Annotated in this window: 20 protein-coding genes and 4 tRNA genes; all 24 read left to right on the top strand. The window is 60.7% G+C overall.

Going from position 1 to position 19730, the window contains the following annotated elements; genetic code table 11:
- Positions 1–7: 7 nt before the first annotated feature.
- Entirely contained in the window at positions 8–283 is a 276-nt protein-coding gene (gene hbs / locus WGH93_RS05965) for a non-specific DNA-binding protein Hbs (protein WP_374763950.1), read from the top strand.
- Positions 284–410: 127 nt separating this feature from the next.
- Positions 411–486, top strand: a tRNA-Val gene (locus tag WGH93_RS05960).
- 48 nt (positions 487–534) lie between these two features.
- A tRNA-Val gene (locus tag WGH93_RS05955) sits at positions 535–610 on the top strand.
- 102 nt (positions 611–712) lie between these two features.
- Positions 713–789 (top strand) — tRNA-Asp (locus tag WGH93_RS05950).
- Positions 790–911: 122 nt separating this feature from the next.
- Positions 912–988 (top strand) — tRNA-Asp (locus WGH93_RS05945).
- Between the two features lie 266 nt (positions 989–1254).
- The gene (locus WGH93_RS05940) at positions 1255–1620 is read left to right on the top strand and encodes an NADH-quinone oxidoreductase subunit A (protein ID WP_374763949.1); all 366 of its coding nucleotides are present in this window, start codon (positions 1255–1257) and stop codon (positions 1618–1620) included.
- Positions 1611–2177, top strand: a complete 567-nt coding sequence (locus WGH93_RS05935; protein ID WP_374763948.1) for a NuoB/complex I 20 kDa subunit family protein — start codon at positions 1611–1613, stop codon at positions 2175–2177. The genes WGH93_RS05940 and WGH93_RS05935 overlap by 10 nt, the downstream gene beginning before the upstream one ends.
- 85 nt (positions 2178–2262) lie before the next feature.
- Complete coding sequence (locus WGH93_RS05930; RefSeq protein WP_374763947.1) at positions 2263–2877, top strand: NADH-quinone oxidoreductase subunit C; 615 nt, start codon at positions 2263–2265, stop codon at positions 2875–2877.
- A 3-nt stretch (positions 2878–2880) separates the two neighbouring features.
- Positions 2881–4059: an NADH-quinone oxidoreductase subunit D gene (locus tag WGH93_RS05925; RefSeq protein ID WP_374763946.1), complete on the top strand. Its 1179-nt coding sequence runs from the start codon at positions 2881–2883 to the stop codon at positions 4057–4059.
- On the top strand, positions 4056–4649 hold the full coding sequence (gene nuoE, locus WGH93_RS05920) for an NADH-quinone oxidoreductase subunit NuoE (RefSeq protein WP_374763945.1): 594 nt from the start codon (positions 4056–4058) through the stop codon (positions 4647–4649). Before WGH93_RS05925 ends, nuoE begins: the two co-directional genes overlap by 4 nt.
- Positions 4650–4661: 12 nt before the next feature.
- Positions 4662–5942: an NADH-quinone oxidoreductase subunit NuoF gene (gene nuoF, locus WGH93_RS05915; protein ID WP_374763944.1), complete on the top strand. Its 1281-nt coding sequence runs from the start codon at positions 4662–4664 to the stop codon at positions 5940–5942.
- Between the two features lie 67 nt (positions 5943–6009).
- Positions 6010–8088, top strand: a complete 2079-nt coding sequence (gene nuoG, locus WGH93_RS05910) for an NADH-quinone oxidoreductase subunit NuoG (RefSeq protein ID WP_374763943.1) — start codon at positions 6010–6012, stop codon at positions 8086–8088.
- Positions 8081–9112: an NADH-quinone oxidoreductase subunit NuoH gene (gene nuoH, locus WGH93_RS05905; protein ID WP_374763942.1), complete on the top strand. Its 1032-nt coding sequence runs from the start codon at positions 8081–8083 to the stop codon at positions 9110–9112. The genes nuoG and nuoH overlap by 8 nt, the downstream gene beginning before the upstream one ends.
- Before the next feature lie 23 nt (positions 9113–9135).
- Complete coding sequence (nuoI, locus tag WGH93_RS05900) at positions 9136–9624, top strand: NADH-quinone oxidoreductase subunit NuoI (RefSeq protein ID WP_374763941.1); 489 nt, start codon at positions 9136–9138, stop codon at positions 9622–9624.
- Positions 9625–9674: 50 nt separating this feature from the next.
- Positions 9675–10337: an NADH-quinone oxidoreductase subunit J gene (locus tag WGH93_RS05895; RefSeq protein ID WP_374763940.1), complete on the top strand. Its 663-nt coding sequence runs from the start codon at positions 9675–9677 to the stop codon at positions 10335–10337.
- A 3-nt stretch (positions 10338–10340) separates the two neighbouring features.
- Positions 10341–10649 carry an NADH-quinone oxidoreductase subunit NuoK gene (gene nuoK, locus WGH93_RS05890; protein WP_374763939.1) on the top strand — a complete coding sequence of 103 codons (309 nt, stop codon included), beginning with the start codon at positions 10341–10343 and terminating at the stop codon, positions 10647–10649.
- A gap of 10 nt (positions 10650–10659) precedes the next feature.
- A complete protein-coding gene (gene nuoL, locus WGH93_RS05885; protein ID WP_374763938.1) occupies positions 10660–12594 on the top strand; it encodes an NADH-quinone oxidoreductase subunit L in 1935 nt (644 codons plus the stop codon).
- 21 nt (positions 12595–12615) lie between these two features.
- On the top strand, positions 12616–14196 hold the full coding sequence (locus WGH93_RS05880) for an NADH-quinone oxidoreductase subunit M (protein WP_374763937.1): 1581 nt from the start codon (positions 12616–12618) through the stop codon (positions 14194–14196).
- Complete coding sequence (gene nuoN, locus WGH93_RS05875) at positions 14193–15641, top strand: NADH-quinone oxidoreductase subunit NuoN (protein WP_374763936.1); 1449 nt, start codon at positions 14193–14195, stop codon at positions 15639–15641. The genes WGH93_RS05880 and nuoN overlap by 4 nt, the downstream gene beginning before the upstream one ends.
- Positions 15642–15654: 13 nt before the next feature.
- Positions 15655–16473, top strand: coding sequence for a biotin--[acetyl-CoA-carboxylase] ligase (locus tag WGH93_RS05870; protein WP_374763935.1), 819 nt, complete (start codon positions 15655–15657; stop codon positions 16471–16473).
- The gene (locus WGH93_RS05865) at positions 16457–17248 is read left to right on the top strand and encodes a type III pantothenate kinase (RefSeq protein WP_374763934.1); all 792 of its coding nucleotides are present in this window, start codon (positions 16457–16459) and stop codon (positions 17246–17248) included. Before WGH93_RS05870 ends, WGH93_RS05865 begins: the two co-directional genes overlap by 17 nt.
- Complete coding sequence (locus WGH93_RS05860; protein ID WP_374763933.1) at positions 17245–18921, top strand: ribonuclease J; 1677 nt, start codon at positions 17245–17247, stop codon at positions 18919–18921. The genes WGH93_RS05865 and WGH93_RS05860 overlap by 4 nt, the downstream gene beginning before the upstream one ends.
- Positions 18922–18947: 26 nt before the next feature.
- Complete coding sequence (gene mce, locus WGH93_RS05855) at positions 18948–19352, top strand: methylmalonyl-CoA epimerase (RefSeq protein ID WP_374763932.1); 405 nt, start codon at positions 18948–18950, stop codon at positions 19350–19352.
- Between the two features lie 5 nt (positions 19353–19357).
- On the top strand, positions 19358–19606 hold the full coding sequence (locus WGH93_RS05850) for a DUF1467 family protein (protein WP_374763931.1): 249 nt from the start codon (positions 19358–19360) through the stop codon (positions 19604–19606).
- Positions 19607–19730 lie beyond the last annotated feature (124 nt).

Raw genomic sequence — 19730 nt, 5'->3', positions numbered from 1 at the left:
GGATACCTTGAATAAGAACGATCTGATCGCAAAGGTTGCCGACACCGCGGACCTGTCCAAAGCCGACGCTTCCAAAGCGGTGGATGCCGTATTCGATTCCATCAGCCAGGCACTGTCTGGTGGTGACGAAGTTCGCCTTATCGGCTTCGGCACCTTCAATGTAACCGAACGGGCCGCCACCAAGGGGCGCAATCCGCGCACGGGGGAAGAAATCAACATTCCCGCGTCCAAGCAGCCTAAGTTCAAGGCCGGCAAGGGGCTGAAGGATTCGGTCAACAAGTAATAACGCTTGTTGCCAGATCAGGGCGGCTATGGCGCAGGCCGTAGCCGCCTTTTTTGTGCTAAAAAAATCCTGAAAACATCTGGACATCCCGCCACTCAGGTCTTATCAAAAGCGCCGTCCGGTCGATGGGCGGTTAGCTCAGTTGGTAGAGCATCTCGTTTACACCGAGAGGGTCGGCAGTTCGAGCCTGTCACCGCCCACCATCTTCCGCCGGACAGGGCAGGGTTTCCTGCCCGCTTTCCCGATCAGGGGGGCGGTTAGCTCAGTTGGTAGAGCATCTCGTTTACACCGAGAGGGTCGGCAGTTCGAGCCTGTCACCGCCCACCATTCTGCCCCTGAAGGGCGGCGATCGGAAATGTGCTGAAAGCTGCCGGAAAAGCGGTTGACAGTACCTGTGACGCGGTCTAGAAACCGCCTCACAACACATCTGGGGGTGTAGCTCAGTTGGTTAGAGTGCCGGCCTGTCACGCCGGAGGTCGCGGGTTCGAGCCCCGTCACTCCCGCCAGATTAGAGGGGATGCAAAGCCAATGGCCTTGCATCCCTTTTTTCTTGATTCCACTGGCTTTTTGCGCTTTTTGCGGATTGACAGCGGGGTGGCCGGGCGCTAGAGAACGGGGCATCCGATGCGGGGGTGTAGCTCAGTTGGTTAGAGTGCCGGCCTGTCACGCCGGAGGTCGCGGGTTCGAGCCCCGTCACTCCCGCCACCGCCTTTTCCCAAAACGATAAGCTGATGATGTGGCGCGGGACTTTGGCGCCCTGGCCGGGTGCGCGCACACGCCACACCGATATGGTTTGCCAGCGTGGGGCAGTGCTCTACGTTTCGCCCAAGGCCGGTCAGGGCTGATGGCCGTGGCGGCCATGTTACGTTGCAGCGCACAAATGATGGCAAAATTGGGGCTTTACGGGCGCAGGCTGCCCCGATAAAAGAGCGTCAGGCACCTGAACCCCCAGTTTGTGGAGACGTAAGGGCATGGATTCCATTATCGCGGACTATCTGCCTGTCCTCATTTTTATCGGCGTGGCCGTGGTATTGTCCGCGGTATTCATTGGCGCCGCCGTTCTCATCGCCAATCAGAACCCGGACCCGGAAAAGCTCTCGGCCTATGAGTGCGGCTTCGAGGCGTTCGAGGATACCCGTCACCAGTTCGACGTGCGTTTTTACCTGGTAGCGATCCTGTTCATCATCTTTGATCTGGAAGTGGCTTTCCTGTTCCCCTGGGTGGTGACGCTCGGGGATCTGGGCATGTTCGGCTTCTGGTCCATGATGGTGTTTCTGGGCATCCTCACGGTAGGCTTCATCTATGAATGGAAGAAGGGAGCACTGGAATGGGAGTGATCGACAAGGAAAACACCGGCACCGCCGCAAAGGCGGGGGCTCCCGTCAGTGCCGATCCGGGGGACGCGCAGTTTTTTCAGGGCCTCAACGAGGAACTGAGCGACCAGGGATATGTGGTCACGTCGCTGGAAGACCTGGTCACCTGGGCGCGCACCGGCTCGCTGTGGTGGATGACATTCGGGCTGGCCTGCTGCGCGGTGGAAATGATGCACACCTCCATGCCGCGCTATGACATGGAGCGCTACGGTGCCGCCCCGCGGGCATCGCCGCGCCAGTCGGATGTGATGATCGTGGCCGGTACGCTGACCAACAAGATGGCGCCCGCCCTGCGCAAGGTGTATGACCAGATGTCGGAGCCGCGCTATGTGATCTCCATGGGCAGTTGCGCCAATGGCGGCGGCTATTATCACTACAGCTATTCGGTTGTACGGGGCTGTGACCGCATCGTGCCGGTGGATATCTATGTGCCGGGCTGTCCGCCCACCGCGGAGGCGCTGCTTTACGGCGTATTGCAGCTTCAACGCAAGATTCGCCGGACGGGTACGTTCAAACGCTGATCTTTGACGGTCGGGGCGCGGGCCACAGGCTGTTGCCCCGGTCGGTCCAACCGTGCAACTGCCTGTCGGCAGAAAGAGAGAGTCCATGAGTGACACTGCCTTGAAGGATCTCGGCGAACGCATCGCTGCCAGCCTCGAAAACGAGGTGGTCTCCACATCGGTAAAAAAAGGTGAACTGATCGTGCTGGCGCGGGCAGAGCACATCGAGCGGGTTCTGACCTTCCTCAGAGACGATACGGAATGCCTTTTCCGCATGTTGATGGATGTGTGCGGCGTGGACTGGCCGCGCCGCTCCCAGCGCTTCGATGTGGTGTATCATCTGCTGTCGCTGGAACTGAACCAGCGCGTTCGGGTCAAGGTGAAAACCGACGAGGACACACCCGTTCCCAGTGTGGCAGGTCTGTTTCCGGCGGCCGGCTGGTTCGAGCGGGAAGTGTGGGACATGTATGGCGTCTTCTTCTCCGGGCACCCGGACCTGCGCCGCATTCTCACCGATTACGGGTTCCAGGGGCACCCTCAGCGCAAGGATTTCCCGCTGACGGGCTATGCCGAGCTGCGCTATTCCGAGGAAGAGAAGCGTGTGGTCTATGAGCCGGTCAAGCTGACCCAGGAATTTCGAAACTTCGATTTCATGAGCCCCTGGGAGAGCGCGGAATACATTCTGCCGGGTGATGAAAAGGCAGAAGAGGCGGGGAGCTAGGCCATGGCGGAAGTGGATATCAAGAACTATAACCTGAACTTCGGCCCGCAGCACCCTGCCGCGCACGGCGTTCTGCGCATGGTGATGGAGCTGGACGGCGAGGTGATCGAGCGGGTGGACCCGCATATCGGTCTGCTGCACCGGGGGACGGAAAAGCTCATCGAGCACAAGCAGTATCTTCAGGCGCTGCCTTATTTCGATCGGCTGGATTATGTGGCCCCGATGAATCAGGAGCACGCCTACTGCCTGGCGATGGAGCGGCTGCTGGATCTGGAAGTGCCCGCGCGGGGCCAGAGCATCCGCACGCTCTTCAACGAGATCGGGCGTATCCTGAATCACCTGCTGAACCTGACCACCCACGCCATGGACGTGGGCGCCCTGACGCCGATCCTCTGGGCGTTTGAAGAACGCGAAACCTTGATGGAATTCTATGAGGCGGTATCCGGTGCGCGGCTTCATGCCGCTTATTTCCGTCCGGGCGGTGTGCATCAGGACCTGCCCGCCGGGCTTACCGACAGAATCATGGCGTGGATGGACCATTTCCCCAGCGTTCTGGAGGACATGGAGGCGCTGCTGATCGACAACCGTATCTTCAAGCAGCGCAATGTGGATATCGGTGTGGTGACAGCGGAAGAGGCGCAGGGTTGGGGGTTCTCCGGCCCGATGCTGCGCGGCTCCGGCGTGGCATGGGATCTGCGTAAATCCCAGCCTTATGACAATTATGCCGATATGGATTTCAAGGTGGCGGTGGGCCGCCATGGCGACTGCTATGACCGCTTCATGCTGCGCATCGCGGAAATCCGCGAGAGCCTGAAAATCATGCGCCAGGCTATTGAGACCCTGCCCACCGGGCCGGTGAGCAGCGTGGATCGCAAGGTAACGCCGCCAAGGCGCGCCGAGATGAAGACATCCATGGAAGCGCTGATCCATCACTTCAAGCTGTATACCGAAGGCTTCAAGGTGCCTGAGGGTGAGACCTATGCGGCGGTGGAAGCGCCCAAGGGCGAGTTTGCGGTCTATCTCATTTCCGATGGCAGCAACCGGCCCTATCGCTGCAAGATTCGCGCGCCCGGTTTCGCGCATTTGCAGGCCATGGATTTTCTCTGCAAGGGCCACATGCTGGCCGACGCGCCCGCCGTACTGGGGGCAATGGATATCGTATTTGGTGAGGTGGACCGATGACGGCGGTGGAAAAATTCGCTTTCACGGCGGAAAACGAGGAAAAGGCGAACAAGCACATCGCCAAATATCCTGAAGGCCGCCAACAGAGCGCGGTGATGCCGCTGCTGGATCTGGCGCAGCGCCAGAATGGCGGACACATCACCCAAGACATCATCGAATATGTGGCCGACTATCTGAACATGGCGCCCATTCGGGTGCATGAAGTGGCCACCTTTTACAGCATGTACAATCACAAGCCCGTTGGCACCTATGAGGTGCGGGTTTGTGGCACCACGCCCTGCTGGCTGCGTGGCTCTGACGATATCATGGGCGCCTGTCAGAAGCGCCTGGGTATCAAAACGGGGGAAACCACCGAAGACGGCCTCTTCACCCTGTCCGAGATCGAATGTGCGGGGGCCTGTGTGAACGCGCCCGTGGTCTCGATCAATGATGACTATTACGAGGACCTGACGCCGGAGCGGATGGAGGAGATTCTCCAAACGCTCAAGGACGGCAAGGAGGTTCGTCCGGGGCCGCAGGTGGACCGGCAGCGCAGCGCGCCTGTCGGCGGTTTGACCACTTTGACCACCCTTTCCAAAAGCGAAGGGTGAGGAGCCAAGGCCATGTTGCAGGATAAAGACCGCATTTTCACCAATCTCTATGGCTTCGAGGACTGGCGCCTGGATGCCGCCCGCAAGCGGGGTGACTGGGACAATACCAAGGCGCTGATCGAACTGGGCCGGGAAAAGATCGTCGAGCAGGTCAAGGAATCCGGTCTGCGCGGTCGTGGCGGGGCAGGGTTCCCCACCGGGCTGAAATGGTCCTTCATGCCCAAGGAGGACACGGGCCGCCCGCATTATCTGGTGGTCAATGCGGACGAGGGCGAGCCCGGCACCTGCAAGGACCGGGACATGATGCGCCACGATCCGCACAAACTGATCGAGGGGTGCCTGATCGCCGGTGTGGGCATGGGCGCGTGCGCCGCCTATATCTATATTCGCGGCGAATTTCATCATGAAGGCAATGTGCTGGAAGCCGCCATTGACGAAGCCTATGAAGCGGGCCTGATCGGCAAGAACGCCTGCGGTTCCGGTTTTGACTATGACATCTATGTGCACCGCGGCGCCGGGGCCTATATCTGCGGCGAGGAAACCGCGCTTATTGAAAGCCTGGAAGGCAAGAAGGGTCAGCCCCGGCTGAAGCCGCCATTCCCGGCTAATGTTGGTGTATGGGGCGCCCCCACCACGGTGAATAATGTGGAAAGCATTGCCGTGGTGCCCACCATCCTGCGGCGCGGCGCCGACTGGTTCAAGAATCTGGGCCGGGAGAACAATACCGGCACCAAGGTATTCTGCATTTCGGGCCATGTGGAGCGGCCCTGCAATGTGGAAGAGGAAATGGGTATTCCGCTGAAAGAGCTGATCGAGCGCCATGCCGGCGGCGTGCGCGGCGGTTGGGACAATCTGCTGGCCGTTATTCCCGGCGGTTCCAGCACGCCGCTCATTCCCCGATCGGTGTGTGACGATGTGCTGATGGATTTCGACAGTCTGAAGAATGCCGGCACCGGGCTGGGCACCGCGGCGGTGATCGTGATGGACAAGTCCACCGATATCGTCAAGGCGATCGCCCGGTTGGCCGAGTTCTACAAGCATGAAAGCTGCGGCCAGTGCACGCCCTGCCGGGAAGGCACCGGCTGGATGTGGCGCGTGATGGAGCGTATGGTCACCGGCGATGCGGACAAGGACGAGATCGACATGCTGCTGGATGTGACCAAGCAGGTGGAAGGCCATACCATTTGTGCGCTGGGTGACGCCGCCGCATGGCCCATTCAGGGGCTGATCAAGCATTTTCGCGGCGAGATCGAGGCGCGTATCGATCATCGCCTGAACGTGGCGGCGGAATGATCCGCTATCCGGGCACGGGGGATTCCGCGCCCGTTCATGGATTTGCCAGTGAGGCAGGGAGAGTTGAATGCCGACGCTGACGGTTGACGGTAAAGAAGTTGAGGTGGAGCAGGGTGCGACCGTGTTGCAGGCCTGTGAGGCTGCGGGCGTGGAAATTCCCCGGTTCTGCTACCATGAACGCCTGTCCATCGCGGGCAATTGCCGCATGTGCCTTGTGGAGATGGAAAGGGCGCCGAAGCCCATCGCAAGCTGTGCGTTTCCCGCAGGTGATGGCATGGTCATCCATACCAATACGGAGGCCGTGAAAAAGGCGCGCGAAGGGGTGATGGAGTTCCTGCTCATCAACCACCCGCTGGATTGCCCGATCTGCGATCAGGGTGGGGAATGTGATCTTCAGGACCAGGCCATGGCCTTTGGCCGCGGCATGAACCGGTTCGAGGAAAACAAGCGCGCCGTAAAAGACAAATATATGGGGCCGCTGATCGGCACCATCATGACGCGCTGCATCCACTGCACCCGCTGTATCCGCTTTTCCGAGGAAGTGGGCGGTGTCGAGGACATGGGCGCGCTTGGCCGCGGCGAGCAGATGGAGATCACCACCTATCTGGACAAGATGCTGGATAGTGAAATGTCCGGCAATGTGATCGACCTGTGCCCGGTGGGTGCGCTGACCTCCAAGCCCTATGCCTATACGGCGCGAAGCTGGGAACTGACCAAAACCCAGTCCATCGATGTGATGGATGCGGTGGGCTCCAATATCCGGGTGGACAATCGCGGCCCCGCCGTCATGCGTATTTTGCCGCGCATCCATGAGGAAGTGAACGAGGAATGGATTTCCGACAAGACGCGCTTCCACTATGACGGCCTCAGGCGCAAGCGGCTGGATCGGCCTTTCGTGCGCAAGCGTGGCAAGCTTCAGGAGGCTGGCTGGGCGGACGCGTTCGAGGCGATCCGCAAGGGCCTGAAAGGCGTCAAGGGCGATCAGATCGCCGGGCTTGTGGGCGATCTGGCGGACATGGAAAGCATGAAGGCGCTCAGGGATCTGCTGGAAAAGCTTGGCAGCAAGCGGATTGAAAGCCGTCAGGACGGGGCCGCGCTGGACCCGTCCGTGCGGGCCGGTTATCTGATGAATACCGGCCTCTTCGATCTGGAGACCGCCGATTACGTGCTTCTGGTGGGCTGCAATCCGCGTATGGAGGCGCCGCTGGTGAACACGCGCATCCGCAAGGGCACCCGTCTGTTCGGCACCAGGGTGGCCAATATCGGCCCGGCGGAGGATCTGACCTATAGCGTGGACGAACTGGGCGACGATGCGGCCATTCTGCAAAAGATTCTGGACGGCGACCATCCGGTGGCCGAATCCCTGAAAAAGGCGGAACGGCCAGTGATCCTGCTGGGGCAGGGTGCGCTGGTGCGCGAGGATGGCGCTGCCATTCTCAAGGCCGCCCGCGATCTGGCGGATCGCGTTGCCATGCGGGATGGCTGGAACGGTTTCAATGTGCTTCACACCGCCGCTTCCCGCGTCGGGGCCCTGGATATGGGCCTTGTCAGTGAAGGCGGTGCGGATGCCATTCTGGACGATGCTGAAAGCGGCGCCGTGAAAACGGTGTTCAATCTGGGCGCGGACGAGCTGGATACGGCGGCGCTCAAGGATTGCTTCACGGTTTATATCGGCACCCATGGGGATGAAGGCGTGCGCCATGCGGATGTGATACTGCCCGGCGCGGCCTATACGGAAAAGGACGGCACCTTCATCAATACGGAAGGGCGCGTTCAGATGGCGGAAAAGGCCGGTTTCCCGCCCGGTGAAGCGAAGGAGGACTGGGCCATTCTCAGGGCGCTGAGCGATGTGCTGAAGGTCACCCTGCCATATGACAGTTGGGACGACCTGCACCGCGCCCTCAAGGGCGAACTGCCCCATCTGGAGACGGTGGACGTGAAGCCCACCGCCGAGTGGGGCGATTTCGGCACCGGCGGCTCCATTGCCGAGGGGGGGATCGCGCCGGTCATCACCGATTTTTACCTGACCAACCCGATCGCGCGGGCATCCGACATCCTCAACCAGGTGGTGGAGGAACGTGACGCTCGCGCCAATGAGACGGCGGATGGCCGCGCAGTTGAGGAGGCAACGGGCACCCATGGTTGAAATGTATCTCGGATTGCTGGGGGCCGACGGGTGGCTCTTTCGCTTCATCGCCATCATGCTGGCCATTCTGACGGTCACGCTGCCTCTGTTGCTGGCTGTGGCGCTGGCGGTGTATGCGGATCGCAAGGTCTGGGCGGCGGTGCAGATGCGGCGCGGCCCCAATGTGGTCGGGCCTTTTGGCATCCTGCAAAGCTTCGCTGACGGGCTGAAGCTGTTTCTCAAGGAAACCATCATCCCCGCCGGGGCCAACAAGGTGATCTTTCTGCTGGCGCCCATGATCACGTTTACGCTGGCGCTGATTGCCTGGGCCGTGATTCCGTTTGACAAGGGGATGGCCATTGCCGACCTGAATATCGGGCTTCTATATGTGCTCGCCATCAGTTCGCTGGGTGTTTACGGCGTGATCATGTCAGGCTGGGCGTCCAACAGTCGCTATGCCTTTCTGGGCAGCCTGCGGTCAGCCGCGCAGATGGTGTCTTACGAGGTGTCCATCGGCTTCGTGCTGGTCACGGTGCTGCTGGGCGTGGGGTCGCTCAATCTTCAGGATATCGTCGAAGCTCAGGCCGGGCCGATCTGGAACTGGCACGTGTGGCCCTTCCTGCCCGCTTTCTTCATCTTTCTGATCTCCGCCCTGGCGGAGACCAACCGTCCGCCCTTTGACCTTCCTGAAGCGGAGGCGGAGCTGGTGGCCGGCTATCAGGTGGAATATTCCAGCATGGCCTTCGCGCTCTTCTTCCTGGGCGAGTATGCCAACATCCTGTTGATGTCGGCCTTGATGGCGGTGCTGTTCTTCGGCGGCTGGTATGCGCCCCTGCCGGGGCTGGATATTCTGCCGGGCGCGTTCTGGATGCTTGCCAAGACCGCGGTTGGTTTCTTCGTTTTCGCCCTGATCAAGGCGTTCGTGCCGCGCTATCGCTACGATCAGTTGATGCGGCTGGGCTGGAAGGTGTTCCTGCCGCTGTCGCTGGCGATGGTGGTGATCTATGCCGGTGTGATGCTGGCCTTCGACTGGTTGCCGAAATAACTGGAAAAGGACGGGATCGAGCCATGACTGCGCTGACACAAGCCGCCAAAAGCCTGCTCCTGAAAGAGTTCTTCGAGGCCGCATGGCTATCCATGAAGTACTTTTTCCGGCCCAAGGCGACCATCAATTACCCGTATGAAAAGGGGCCGTTGAGCCCGCGTTTCCGCGGCGAACATGCGTTGCGGCGCTATCCCAACGGGGAAGAGCGCTGCATTGCCTGCAAGCTGTGTGAGGCAATCTGCCCGGCCCTGGCCATCACGATCGAGGCGGAGCCACGTGACGACGGCTCCCGCCGCACCACGCGCTACGATATCGACATGAGCAAATGCATCTATTGCGGCTTCTGCGAGGAAGCCTGCCCGGTGGATGCCATTGTGGAAGGGCCGAATTTCGAGTTTTCCACGGAAAGCCGTGAAGAGCTGATGTACAACAAGGAAAAATTGCTGGAGAACGGGGAACGCTGGGAGCGTGAGATCGCCGCAAATCTTGCGGCGGACGCCCCTTACCGTTAAGCCATGCGCGTTTCGTCGCATCCCGGTCGTTCTCTTTGGGGGACAGGAATATGTCTTTGCCTGCACTAGTATTTTATGTCTTCGCCGCGATCACGGTGGCGTCGGGTCTTCTGGTCATCGCGTCCAGAAACCCGGTCCATTCCGTGTTGTGGCTTATCCTGGCCTTTTTCTCATCGGCGGGGCTGTTCGTGCTGATGGGCGCCGAATTCCTCGCCATGCTGCTGGTGATCGTCTATGTGGGCGCCGTGGCGGTTCTGTTCCTGTTCGTGGTGATGATGCTGGACATCAATTTCTCTGAAATGCGGTCGGGCTTTCTGCAATATCTGCCCATTGGCGGCTTGATCGGCCTGATCCTGCTGGCGGAACTGGTAACACTGGGCGCGGCCTGGACCTTCGGCCCCGATGTAGCCGCCAATCTGGCCGTGCCGACCGCCGAGATGGAAGGGGCGCGCAATACCAGCATGTTGGGGCAGCTTCTTTATACGGATTATATCTACATTTTTCAGGGCGCCGGCATGGTGCTGTTCGTGGCCATGGTGGGCGCCATCGTGCTCACCCTGCGCAGCCGTCCGGGCGTCAAGCGCCAGAATGTGGCTGCCCAGGTTGGCCGCCGCCCGCAGGATGCATTCGACCTGGTGGACGTAAAGCCGGGTGAGGGGATTACGCCGCCCAGGGCAAAGCCGGGCGCGCGCAAGAGCCAAAGGGGCAAGTAAGACATGGAAATCGGTCTTGGACACTATCTGACGGTGGCCGCGATCCTGTTCACCTTCGGGATTTTCGGCATTTTCCTCAATCGGAAGAATGTGATCATCATTCTGATGTCCGTGGAATTGATCCTTCTGGCGGTGAACATTAATTTCGTCGCCTTTTCCACGCATCTTCAGGACATGGTCGGCCAGGTCTTCACCATGTTCGTGTTGACCGTGGCGGCGGCGGAAGCGGCCATCGGGCTTGCCATTCTGGTCATTTATTTCCGTGCGCGCGGCTCCATCTCGGTACGCGACATCAACCAGATGAAGGGGTAGGGGCAGGTTCATGCTATACAAAAGTCTCGTTTTTCTGCCGCTGATCGCTTTCCTGGTGGTGGGCCTGTTCGGTCGCTCCCTGGGGGATCGGGCCAGTCAACTGATCACCTCCATGCTGGTGACCGTTTCCGCCGTGCTGAGCTGGATCGCCTTTGCCGATGTGGCGCTGGCGGGGAACAGTTACAGCATTCACGTTCTGGACTGGGTGTCCTCCGGTGACCTGTCCTTTGACTGGCAGTTCCGCATCGACACACTGACCGCCGTGATGCTGGTTGTGGTGAATACGGTTTCCGCGCTGGTTCACTGGTATTCCATGGGCTACATGGCGGAAGATCCCGACAAACCGCGCTTCTTTGCCTATCTGTCGCTGTTCACCTTTGCCATGCTGATGCTGGTGACGGCGGACAATCTGGTGCAGATGTTCTTCGGATGGGAAGGCGTGGGCCTTGCCTCCTATCTGCTGATCGGCTTCTGGTATACCAAGCCCAGCGCCAACAAGGCGGCGATCAAGGCATTCGTGGTCAACCGCGTGGGGGACTTCGGCTACTCCCTTGGTATTTTCGCCACCTTTGTTCTGTTCGGCACGGTGGAGTTCACCGAAATCTTCGCCCGCGCCGGGGATATGCAGGATGCCACACTGGTCTTCCTGGGGCAGGAATTCCACGCGCTCACCGTGATCGGTCTGCTGCTGTTTGTGGGCGCCATGGGCAAGTCGGCCCAGCTTGGCCTGCACACATGGCTGCCTGACGCCATGGAAGGCCCCACGCCGGTTTCCGCCCTGATTCACGCGGCCACCATGGTCACGGCTGGCGTTTTCCTGGTGGCACGCTTCAGCCCGGTCTATCAGTTCGCGCCGGATGCCCTGGCGGTGATCACGGTGATCGGGGCGGCAACCGCCTTTTTCGCCGCCAGTGTCGGCCTGGTGCAGAACGACATCAAACGGGTGATCGCCTATTCCACCTGCTCCCAGCTTGGCTACATGTTCTTCGCGCTTGGGGTTTCCGCCTATGGCGCCGCTATTTTCCACCTGTTCACACATGCCTTTTTCAAGGCACTGCTTTTCCTGGGGGCGGGCGCGGTGATTCATACCATGCACCATGAGCAGGACATGCGGAAAATGGGGGGCGTTCGGAAATTCGCGCCCCTCACCTTTGGCATGATGACCATTGGCACGCTAGCGCTCACCGGCTTTCCGGGCACGGCGGGCTTTTTCTCCAAGGACATGATCATCGAGGCGGCCTATGTCTCCACCAGCACGGGGGCCGGCTTTGCCTTCGTCATGGGTATCACGGCGGCCTTCATGACCAGTTTCTATAGCTGGCGGCTGGTGTTCATGACCTTCTTCGGCGAATGCCGTGCGGACAAGCATACTCAGGATCATGCCCATGAAAGCCCCTGGGTGATGATGGTGCCGCTGTTTGTTCTGGCGGCGGGCGCCTTGCTGGCAGGCTATGTGTTCTATGGCCACTTCGTTGGTGACGGGCGCATGGCGTTCTGGAACGGGTCGCTTGTGGCCGAGGCGGGTGATGTGATTACCCAGGCGCACCATGTGCCGCTCGGTGTGAAGCTGGCGCCGCTGGTGGTGATGATCCTTGGCTTCCTGCTGGCGTTCCAGATGTATGTCCGCAAGCCGGACATGCCGCGCCGGATGGCGGAAACCTGGGACGGTCTCTATGCCTTCCTTTTGAACAAATGGTATTTCGACGAGCTGTATAATCTGGTTTTCGTGCGCGGGGCCTTTGTGCTCGGGCGGTTCTTCTGGAAACAGGGGGATCAGAAGACCATTGACGGCCTGGGGCCGGACGGCGTGGCCGCCACCATCGCGGCCATTGCCGGGCGTGCGCGCAAGCTGCAAACCGGCTTTGTCTATCACTATGCCTTTGCCATGATCATCGGGCTCGCCCTTGGCGTGACCTGGCTCATGGTGTCGGGCGCAAGCCACTAATCAGGGCGGGGGATAACCATAATGTCGTATCTTGAAGATTACCTGCTCTCGCTGATTCTGGCGGTACCGCTGATCGGTGCCCTCTTTATCCTGCTGATCCAGCACAAATCCGCGGAGGTGGCGAAGCGCAACATCCGTTCGGTGGCGCTGCTGGCCACGCTGGTCACCTTTGCACTGACTTTGGTGCTCTGGGCCGGGTTTGACAGCAGCACGGCGGATTTCCAGTTCGTTGAACGTCATGCCTGGATCGGGGACAGCATCAGCTATTATCTGGGCGTTGATGGCATTTCGGTGCTGTTCATCGTTCTGACCGGCTTTCTGATGCCGCTGGTGATCCTGGCGAGCTGGGAATCCATCCAGACCCGCGTGATGGAATACATGATCGCCTTTCTGGTGCTGGAAAGCCTGATGGTCGGCGTCTTTTCAGCGCTGGATATATTCCTTTTCTACATTTTCTTCGAAGGTGGCCTGATCCCGATGTATCTGATCATCGGCGTCTGGGGCGGCGCCGAGCGGATCTATGCCAGCTTCAAGTTTTTCCTGTATACCCTGCTGGGGTCGCTGCTGATGCTGGTGGCCGTCCTCTACATGTATATGGAGGCGGGCACCACGTCGATCCCGGCCCTGATGAGCCACGACTTTGCGGCTGATGTGCAGACCTGGCTGTGGCTGGCCTTTTTCGCCTCCTTCGCCGTGAAGATGCCCATGTGGCCGGTGCATACCTGGCTGCCGGATGCGCACGTTCAGGCGCCCACCGGCGGGTCGGTCATTCTGGCGGGGGTATTGCTGAAGATGGGGGGCTATGGCTTCCTGCGCTTTTCCCTGCCCATGTTCCCCGAAGCCACGGTGGAGCTGTCCTGGCTGGTGTTCACCCTGTCGGTGATTGCGGTGATCTATACCTCGCTGGTGGCGCTGGTGCAGAAGGACATGAAGAAGCTGATCGCCTATTCCAGTGTGGCACATATGGGTTTCGTCACCATCGGCATCTTCGTGCTCAACCCCAATGGCATTGAAGGGGCGATTTTCCAGATGCTCAGCCACGGTGTGGTATCCGGTGCGCTTTTCCTGTGTGTGGGTGTGGTCTATGACCGGCTGCACACAAAGGAGATCAACCGTTATGGCGGGCTGGCCACCAATATGAAGGCCTATGCCATCCTGTTCATGCTGTTCACCATGGCGTCGGTGGGTCTGCCGGGGACCAGCGGCTTCGTGGGTGAATTCCTGGTGCTGATCGGGGCTTATGAATACAATAGCTGGATCGCCTTTGGTGCCGCTTTCGGGGTGATCCTGGGGGCCGGCTACATGCTCTATCTGGTGATGCGCCTGATTTTCGGCGAGCTGGACAAGGATGACGTGAAGGCGATGCCGGATCTTTCCGCTCGGGAAAAGCTGGTGCTGGTGCCGCTCGCCGTGGTGGTGATCTGGATGGGGGTTTATCCCAAAACCTTCCTGGCGCCGATCCACACATCGGTCGAAGCACTGATCCAGAATGATTTCAGCCATTTACAAGAAACCCATCAACAAAAAACCACGTCCGAGAGTGGCGCCGCTGCCGCGCGCCTTGATGGGACGGTCCTGAAAACCCGGAGTGTTCAGCAATGACAGGTCAAATCCCCGATCTCGCCCCCGCCTTGCCGGAGATTTTCCTGGCACTGGCCGCGATGGCGACTTTGATGGTGGGCGTGTTCCGGTCCTCGGGCGCCTTCACCGCGACCCATGGCCTGTCCGTTCTGGCGCTGCTGATCACCGGCGCGCTGTTGCTGATGGAGGTGGGCGGTGCCCGGCAGGTGACCTTCGGCGGCATGTTCGTTTCCGATGCTTTTGCCGTATTCACCAAGGTGCTGGTGCTGCTGGGGTCGCTTGGTGCCCTGCTGATCTCGGTGCCGTTCCTGCGGGACAGCAAGCTGGACCGGTTCGAATATCCGGTGCTGGTGCTTCTGGCCACGCTGGGCATGTTGATGATGATCTCCGCCAACAGCTTTCTGGCGCTTTATGTGGGGCTGGAACTTCAAAGCCTGTCGCTTTATGTGCTGGCGGCCATCAACCGGGATCGGGTGCGCTCCACGGAAGCGGGGCTGAAATATTTCGTTCTGGGGGCCCTGTCCTCCGGCATGTTGCTGTATGGCATTTCGCTGATCTATGGCTATGCTGGCACGGTCAGCTTCGACATTCTGGCGGAAGGTGTCAGCGAAGGGCAACCGGGGCTCGGCTTCATCATCGGCATGACCTTCGTACTCGCCGGGCTGGCCTTCAAGATTTCCGCCGTGCCGTTCCATATGTGGACGCCGGATGTATATGAAGGCGCGCCCACCCCGGTCACGGCCTTTTTCGCCGCCGCGCCCAAGGTGGCGGCCATGGCGCTGCTGGTGCGGGTGCTGATGGGCGGGCTGCCCACGCTGGTGGATCAATGGCAGCAGATCATCATCTTCATCTCGGTGGCCAGTATGCTGGTGGGTGCCTTCATCGCGCTGGTGCAGAGCAATATCAAGCGCCTGATGGCCTATAGTTCCATCGGTCATGTGGGCTACGGCCTGATGGGTCTCGCGGCGGGCACACCGGCGGGCATTCAGGCGCTTCTGGTGTATCTCGCCATTTATCTGACCATGACGCTGGGCGCCTTTGCCGTGGTGCTGACCATGCGCCGCAGGGAAGGCATGGTGGAGAACATTCAGGATCTGGCGGGGCTGTCCCGAACCAACCTGCCCATGGCCGTGGCACTGGCGATCTTCATGTTCTCGCTGGCCGGCATTCCTTTGCTGGCAGGCTTTTTCGCCAAATGGGAAGTGTTCTTCGCCGCTGTCAATGCGGGCCTGGTACCGCTGGCGGTAATCGGCGTGCTGACCAGTGTGGTGGGGTCTTATTATTATCTGCGGCTTGTGAAGATCATGTTCTTCGACGAACCCGCCCCGGCTTTCGAGCCGGTGGGCAACCGCTCGCTTTCCGGGGTGATCTCCGTGACGGCGCTGGTCAATTCGCCGTTCAGCTTCCTGCTGATCTCGCCGCTTACCGCAGCGGCGGGCTGGGCGGCGGCGTCCTTGCTGGTATAGCGGGTTCGCCGAGGTGCAAGAAAGCCTTCTGGCCACGGCGGATGATTGGTCGGCACTGGCCCCGGACGGGGTCGGTGCCGCTTTCTTCCCCCGCATTGACAGCACCAACCGGCAGGCGATCGCCCTGGCCGGGCAGGCGCCTGAGACCTTGCCCTGTTGGGTAATCGCGGGGGAGCAAACGGCGGGCCGTGGCCGACAGGGCAGGGCGTGGGAATCCGGTCGCGGAAACCTGTATGCCAGTCTCGCCCTTGGGGCGCTGCCCGGCGGTGTGCCGGTGACGGCGCTGCCTTTCGTGGCGGCGCTGGCCGTGCGGGATGCCTTTGTCCGCCTGGGCGCGCCCGGCCATCTGTTGCGGGTGAAATGGCCCAATGATGTACTGCTGGCGGAACGCAAGGCTGCCGGCATCCTGATTGAGGCGAGCGGCGGATCGGCGTGTTATATGGTGGTGGGGATCGGGCTCAATCTTGTGCGCGCGCCCGATCAGGCACGGTTTCCCGCCACCAGCCTGATCGATGTGATTGGTCGGCCAGTGCCGATAAAGGCGGCGTTCGAGGCGCTGGCGCAGAGTTTTAAAGCGCGGTTTGATGCGCTTTTGCGCGAAGGGTTCAGCCCCCAGCGGGCAGATTGGCTGGATGTGGCCTGGGGCATGGACACGCCAAGAGAGTTGCGGCTGAAAGACGAGACCCTGACCGCAATCCCCCTGGACCTGGCCGAGGATGGCGGCCTGATCGTGCGCCTGACGGATGGGTCTCGGCGTACCATTCATGCCGGTGAGGTGTTTCACCTGGCAGCCGACCAACAAGCGGAGAGCCGTGATGCTGCTGGCCATTGATGCAGGCAACACCAATACTGTTTTCGCCCTGATCGAGGGCGGCGAGATCCGGGAACGCTGGCGGCTGTCCACCGGTTATCAGCGCACGGGAGAGGAATATCAGGTCTGGCTGACCCAGCTATTGTCGCTCAAGGGCTGGAGCCCGTCGGATGTGGACGGCGCCATCATCGCCTCGGTGGTGCCGCAGGTGGTGCGCCCGCTGACCATGCTGTGCACCGAAACCTTCGGCGTGGACCCGCTGGTGGTGGGCGAACCGGGCATCACGCTGGATGTGGACGTGCGGGTGGACAGCCCGCAGGATGTGGGGGCCGACCGGCTGGTGAACGCTCTGGCGGCCCATGCCGCCCACGAAGGGCCGCTGGTGGTTGTGGATTTCGGCACAGCCACCACCTTTGATGTGGTATCCAGCGATGGTGCCTATCTGGGCGGGCTGATCTGCCCCGGTATCAATCTGTCGCTTCATGCCCTGCATCAGGCGGCGGCCAAGCTGCCGCACATTGCGCTGTCCGCACCGGCGGACAAGCGCGTGACGGGCAAGAATACGCTGGAGGCCATGCAGTCCGGGATTTTCTGGGGCTATGTGAGCATGTTGGAAGGGCTGGTGATGCGCCTGCGGGCCGAGCACAGCCCGGATATGACGATCATCGCCACGGGGGGGCTTGCTTCCATCTTTGCGGACCATACGGATGCGATCGATCTGGTGGAGGGCGACTTGACCTTGCAGGGCCTGCGCCTGATCTTTGAGCGAAACAAACACAAGCGGAGCGCTGAATGACATATATGGCCGACCACGACGACCGGCTTCTTTTCGTGCCGCTCGGCGGGTCCGGGGAAATCGGCATGAACCTCAATCTTTATGGCCACAAGGGTCGTTGGTTGATGGTCGATCTGGGTATGACCTTTGCCGGGGATCAGGTGCCGGGCGTGGACCTGATCTTTCCCAGGGTGGACTTCATCAAACAGGAGCGGGACCAGTTGGAAGGACTGGTGCTGACCCATGGCCATGAAGATCATATCGGTGCCGTCCCCTATCTGTGGAAAGAGCTCCGGTGCCCCATATACGCCACGCCCTTCACCGCGGCCCTGGTGCGGGACAAGCTGGCCGAGGCGGGCCTGCTGAAAGAGGTGCCGCTTTATGAGGTGGCCGCCGGGGAGACGCTGGAACTCGGCCCGTTCAAGGCGCGCTATGTGCCGCTGGCCCATTCCATCGCCGAGGGTCATGGCATCGCCATCGAGACGGGGCAGGGTACGCTGTTCCATACCGGGGACTGGAAGCTGGACGACCGCCCCCTGATCGGCCCCGCCAACCCGGAGACCCCGTTGACCGAACTGGGCGACAAGGGCGTGCTGGCCATGATCGGGGACAGCACCAATGTCTTCAATGCCCATGAAAGCGGGTCCGAAGCGGCGGTGCGTGAAAGCCTGGTCGACTTGGCGCAGACCGTGGAAAAGCGGCTGGTAATCACCACTTTCGCCAGCAATGTGGCCCGGCTGGAAACCATTGGCGCCGTGGCCAAGGCCACCGGGCGGCATCTTTGCCTGATCGGGCGCTCCATGAAGCGGATTTTGCAGGCCGGGCAGCAGACCGGATATTTCACGGACATGCCGCCGCTGATCGATGAAGAGGATGTGGCGGACCTGCGCCGGGAAAAGGTGTTGATCGCCTGCACCGGTTGCCAGGGGGAATACCGCGCCGCGCTGGCCCGGATTGCGCGCGGCGAGCATCGGAATATTTCCCTGAGCGAAGGGGATACGGTGGTCTTTTCCAGCAAGATCATTCCGGGCAATGAACTGGGTCTGGGCGCCCTGTTCAACGGGCTTGCCCTGCAAGGTGTGGAAACGGTGACCGAAAAGGATGCCTTTATCCATGTGTCCGGCCATCCCGGTCGCGCTGAACTGGCCAGGATGTATGAATGGGTGCGCCCGAAGCTGGCCATTCCCGTTCATGGGGAGCCGCGCCACCTGCTGCGCCATGCCCGCTTCGCCCGCGAGCAGGGTGTGGAACAGGCGATCGTGCCCCATAATGGGGACGTGATCCGCATTGCGCCGGACGGGCTGGAAAAGGTGGGCGAAGTAACCCATGGCCGCCTGGCGCTGGATGGCAAGGTGGTGGTGCCATTGGATGGCTACAGCATTGTGGAGCGTCGCCGCATCGCCCAGAACGGCCTGATCTCGGTCAGTCTGGTGATTGATGATGCCGGTGAGATGATGGCCGAACCCCTGCTGGCGCCGCAAGGGGTGCCGGGGCTGGATGATGCCCTGTATGATGCCCTGCTGGAGCAGACGGAAACCATGCTGGACAAGCTTGGGGCGAAGCGCCGCCTGGATGACGGCCAGGTGGAGGAAGCCACCCGTATCGCCCTTCGCCGTGTGTGTCGCCGGGCGCTGGATCGAAACCCGGTGGTGGATGTTCTGATCACTCGTGAGCAGGATCTGTACGGGGACTGACAGCCAGACAAAGGGGGAGGACAGCGATGATCGGTCGATTGAACCATGTGGCTATCGTGGTGCCGGACCTGGCGGCGGCGGCGAAAACCTATCGCGCCACGCTGGGCGCGGATGTGTCGGAGCCGATTGATCTGCCGGATCACGGGGTCACCACTGTTTTCGTGACCCTGCCCAATACCAGGATCGAATTGCTGCACCCTTTGGGGGATGAGTCCCCGGTCGCACGATTTCTGGAAAAGAACCGGGACGGGGGTATGCATCATCTCTGTTATGAGGTGACGGATATCATCGCTGCCCGCGACAAGCTGAAAGCGGATGGGGCCCGCGTGCTGGGGGACGGGGAACCCAGACCCGGCGCCCATGGCAAGCCGGTGCTGTTCCTGCATCCCAAGGATTTCTGCGGCACGCTGGTCGAGCTGGAAGAGGTCTGAACAGCATGAACATTGCCACAATCATTCTGGTCTATGTGATCGCCTGGTGGATGGTGTTTTTCGCCTCCCTGCCGGTGGGGGTGCGGGCACAGAACGAGTCGGAAGAGGGCGTGACCCAGGGTACGGCGCCAAGCGCGCCGGAAAATCCGAATCTCGGCAAAAAGGCGCTGTGGGCGAGCCTGATCGCGGCGGGCCTGACCCTGATCTATTATCTGGTGGCCACCAGCGATCTGATCCATTTGCGCCCCTATTGAGGGCCGCGTGTCTGTGAGGGATTGCAGCGGGCGGAAATCTTCAAACCGGGACCATAAAAAAGAAAGAGCGGGATGCGTCCACCCCGCTCTTTCTCCACCCCCCGATTTTAAAGGGTGCCCCAAT

Origin of the sequence: Yunchengibacter salinarum (assembly GCF_037658235.1) — a bacterium.
Taxonomy (GTDB): domain Bacteria; phylum Pseudomonadota; class Alphaproteobacteria; order Sphingomonadales; family Kordiimonadaceae; genus Yunchengibacter; species Yunchengibacter salinarum.
This window is presented reverse-complemented; position numbering and strand designations above follow the sequence as displayed.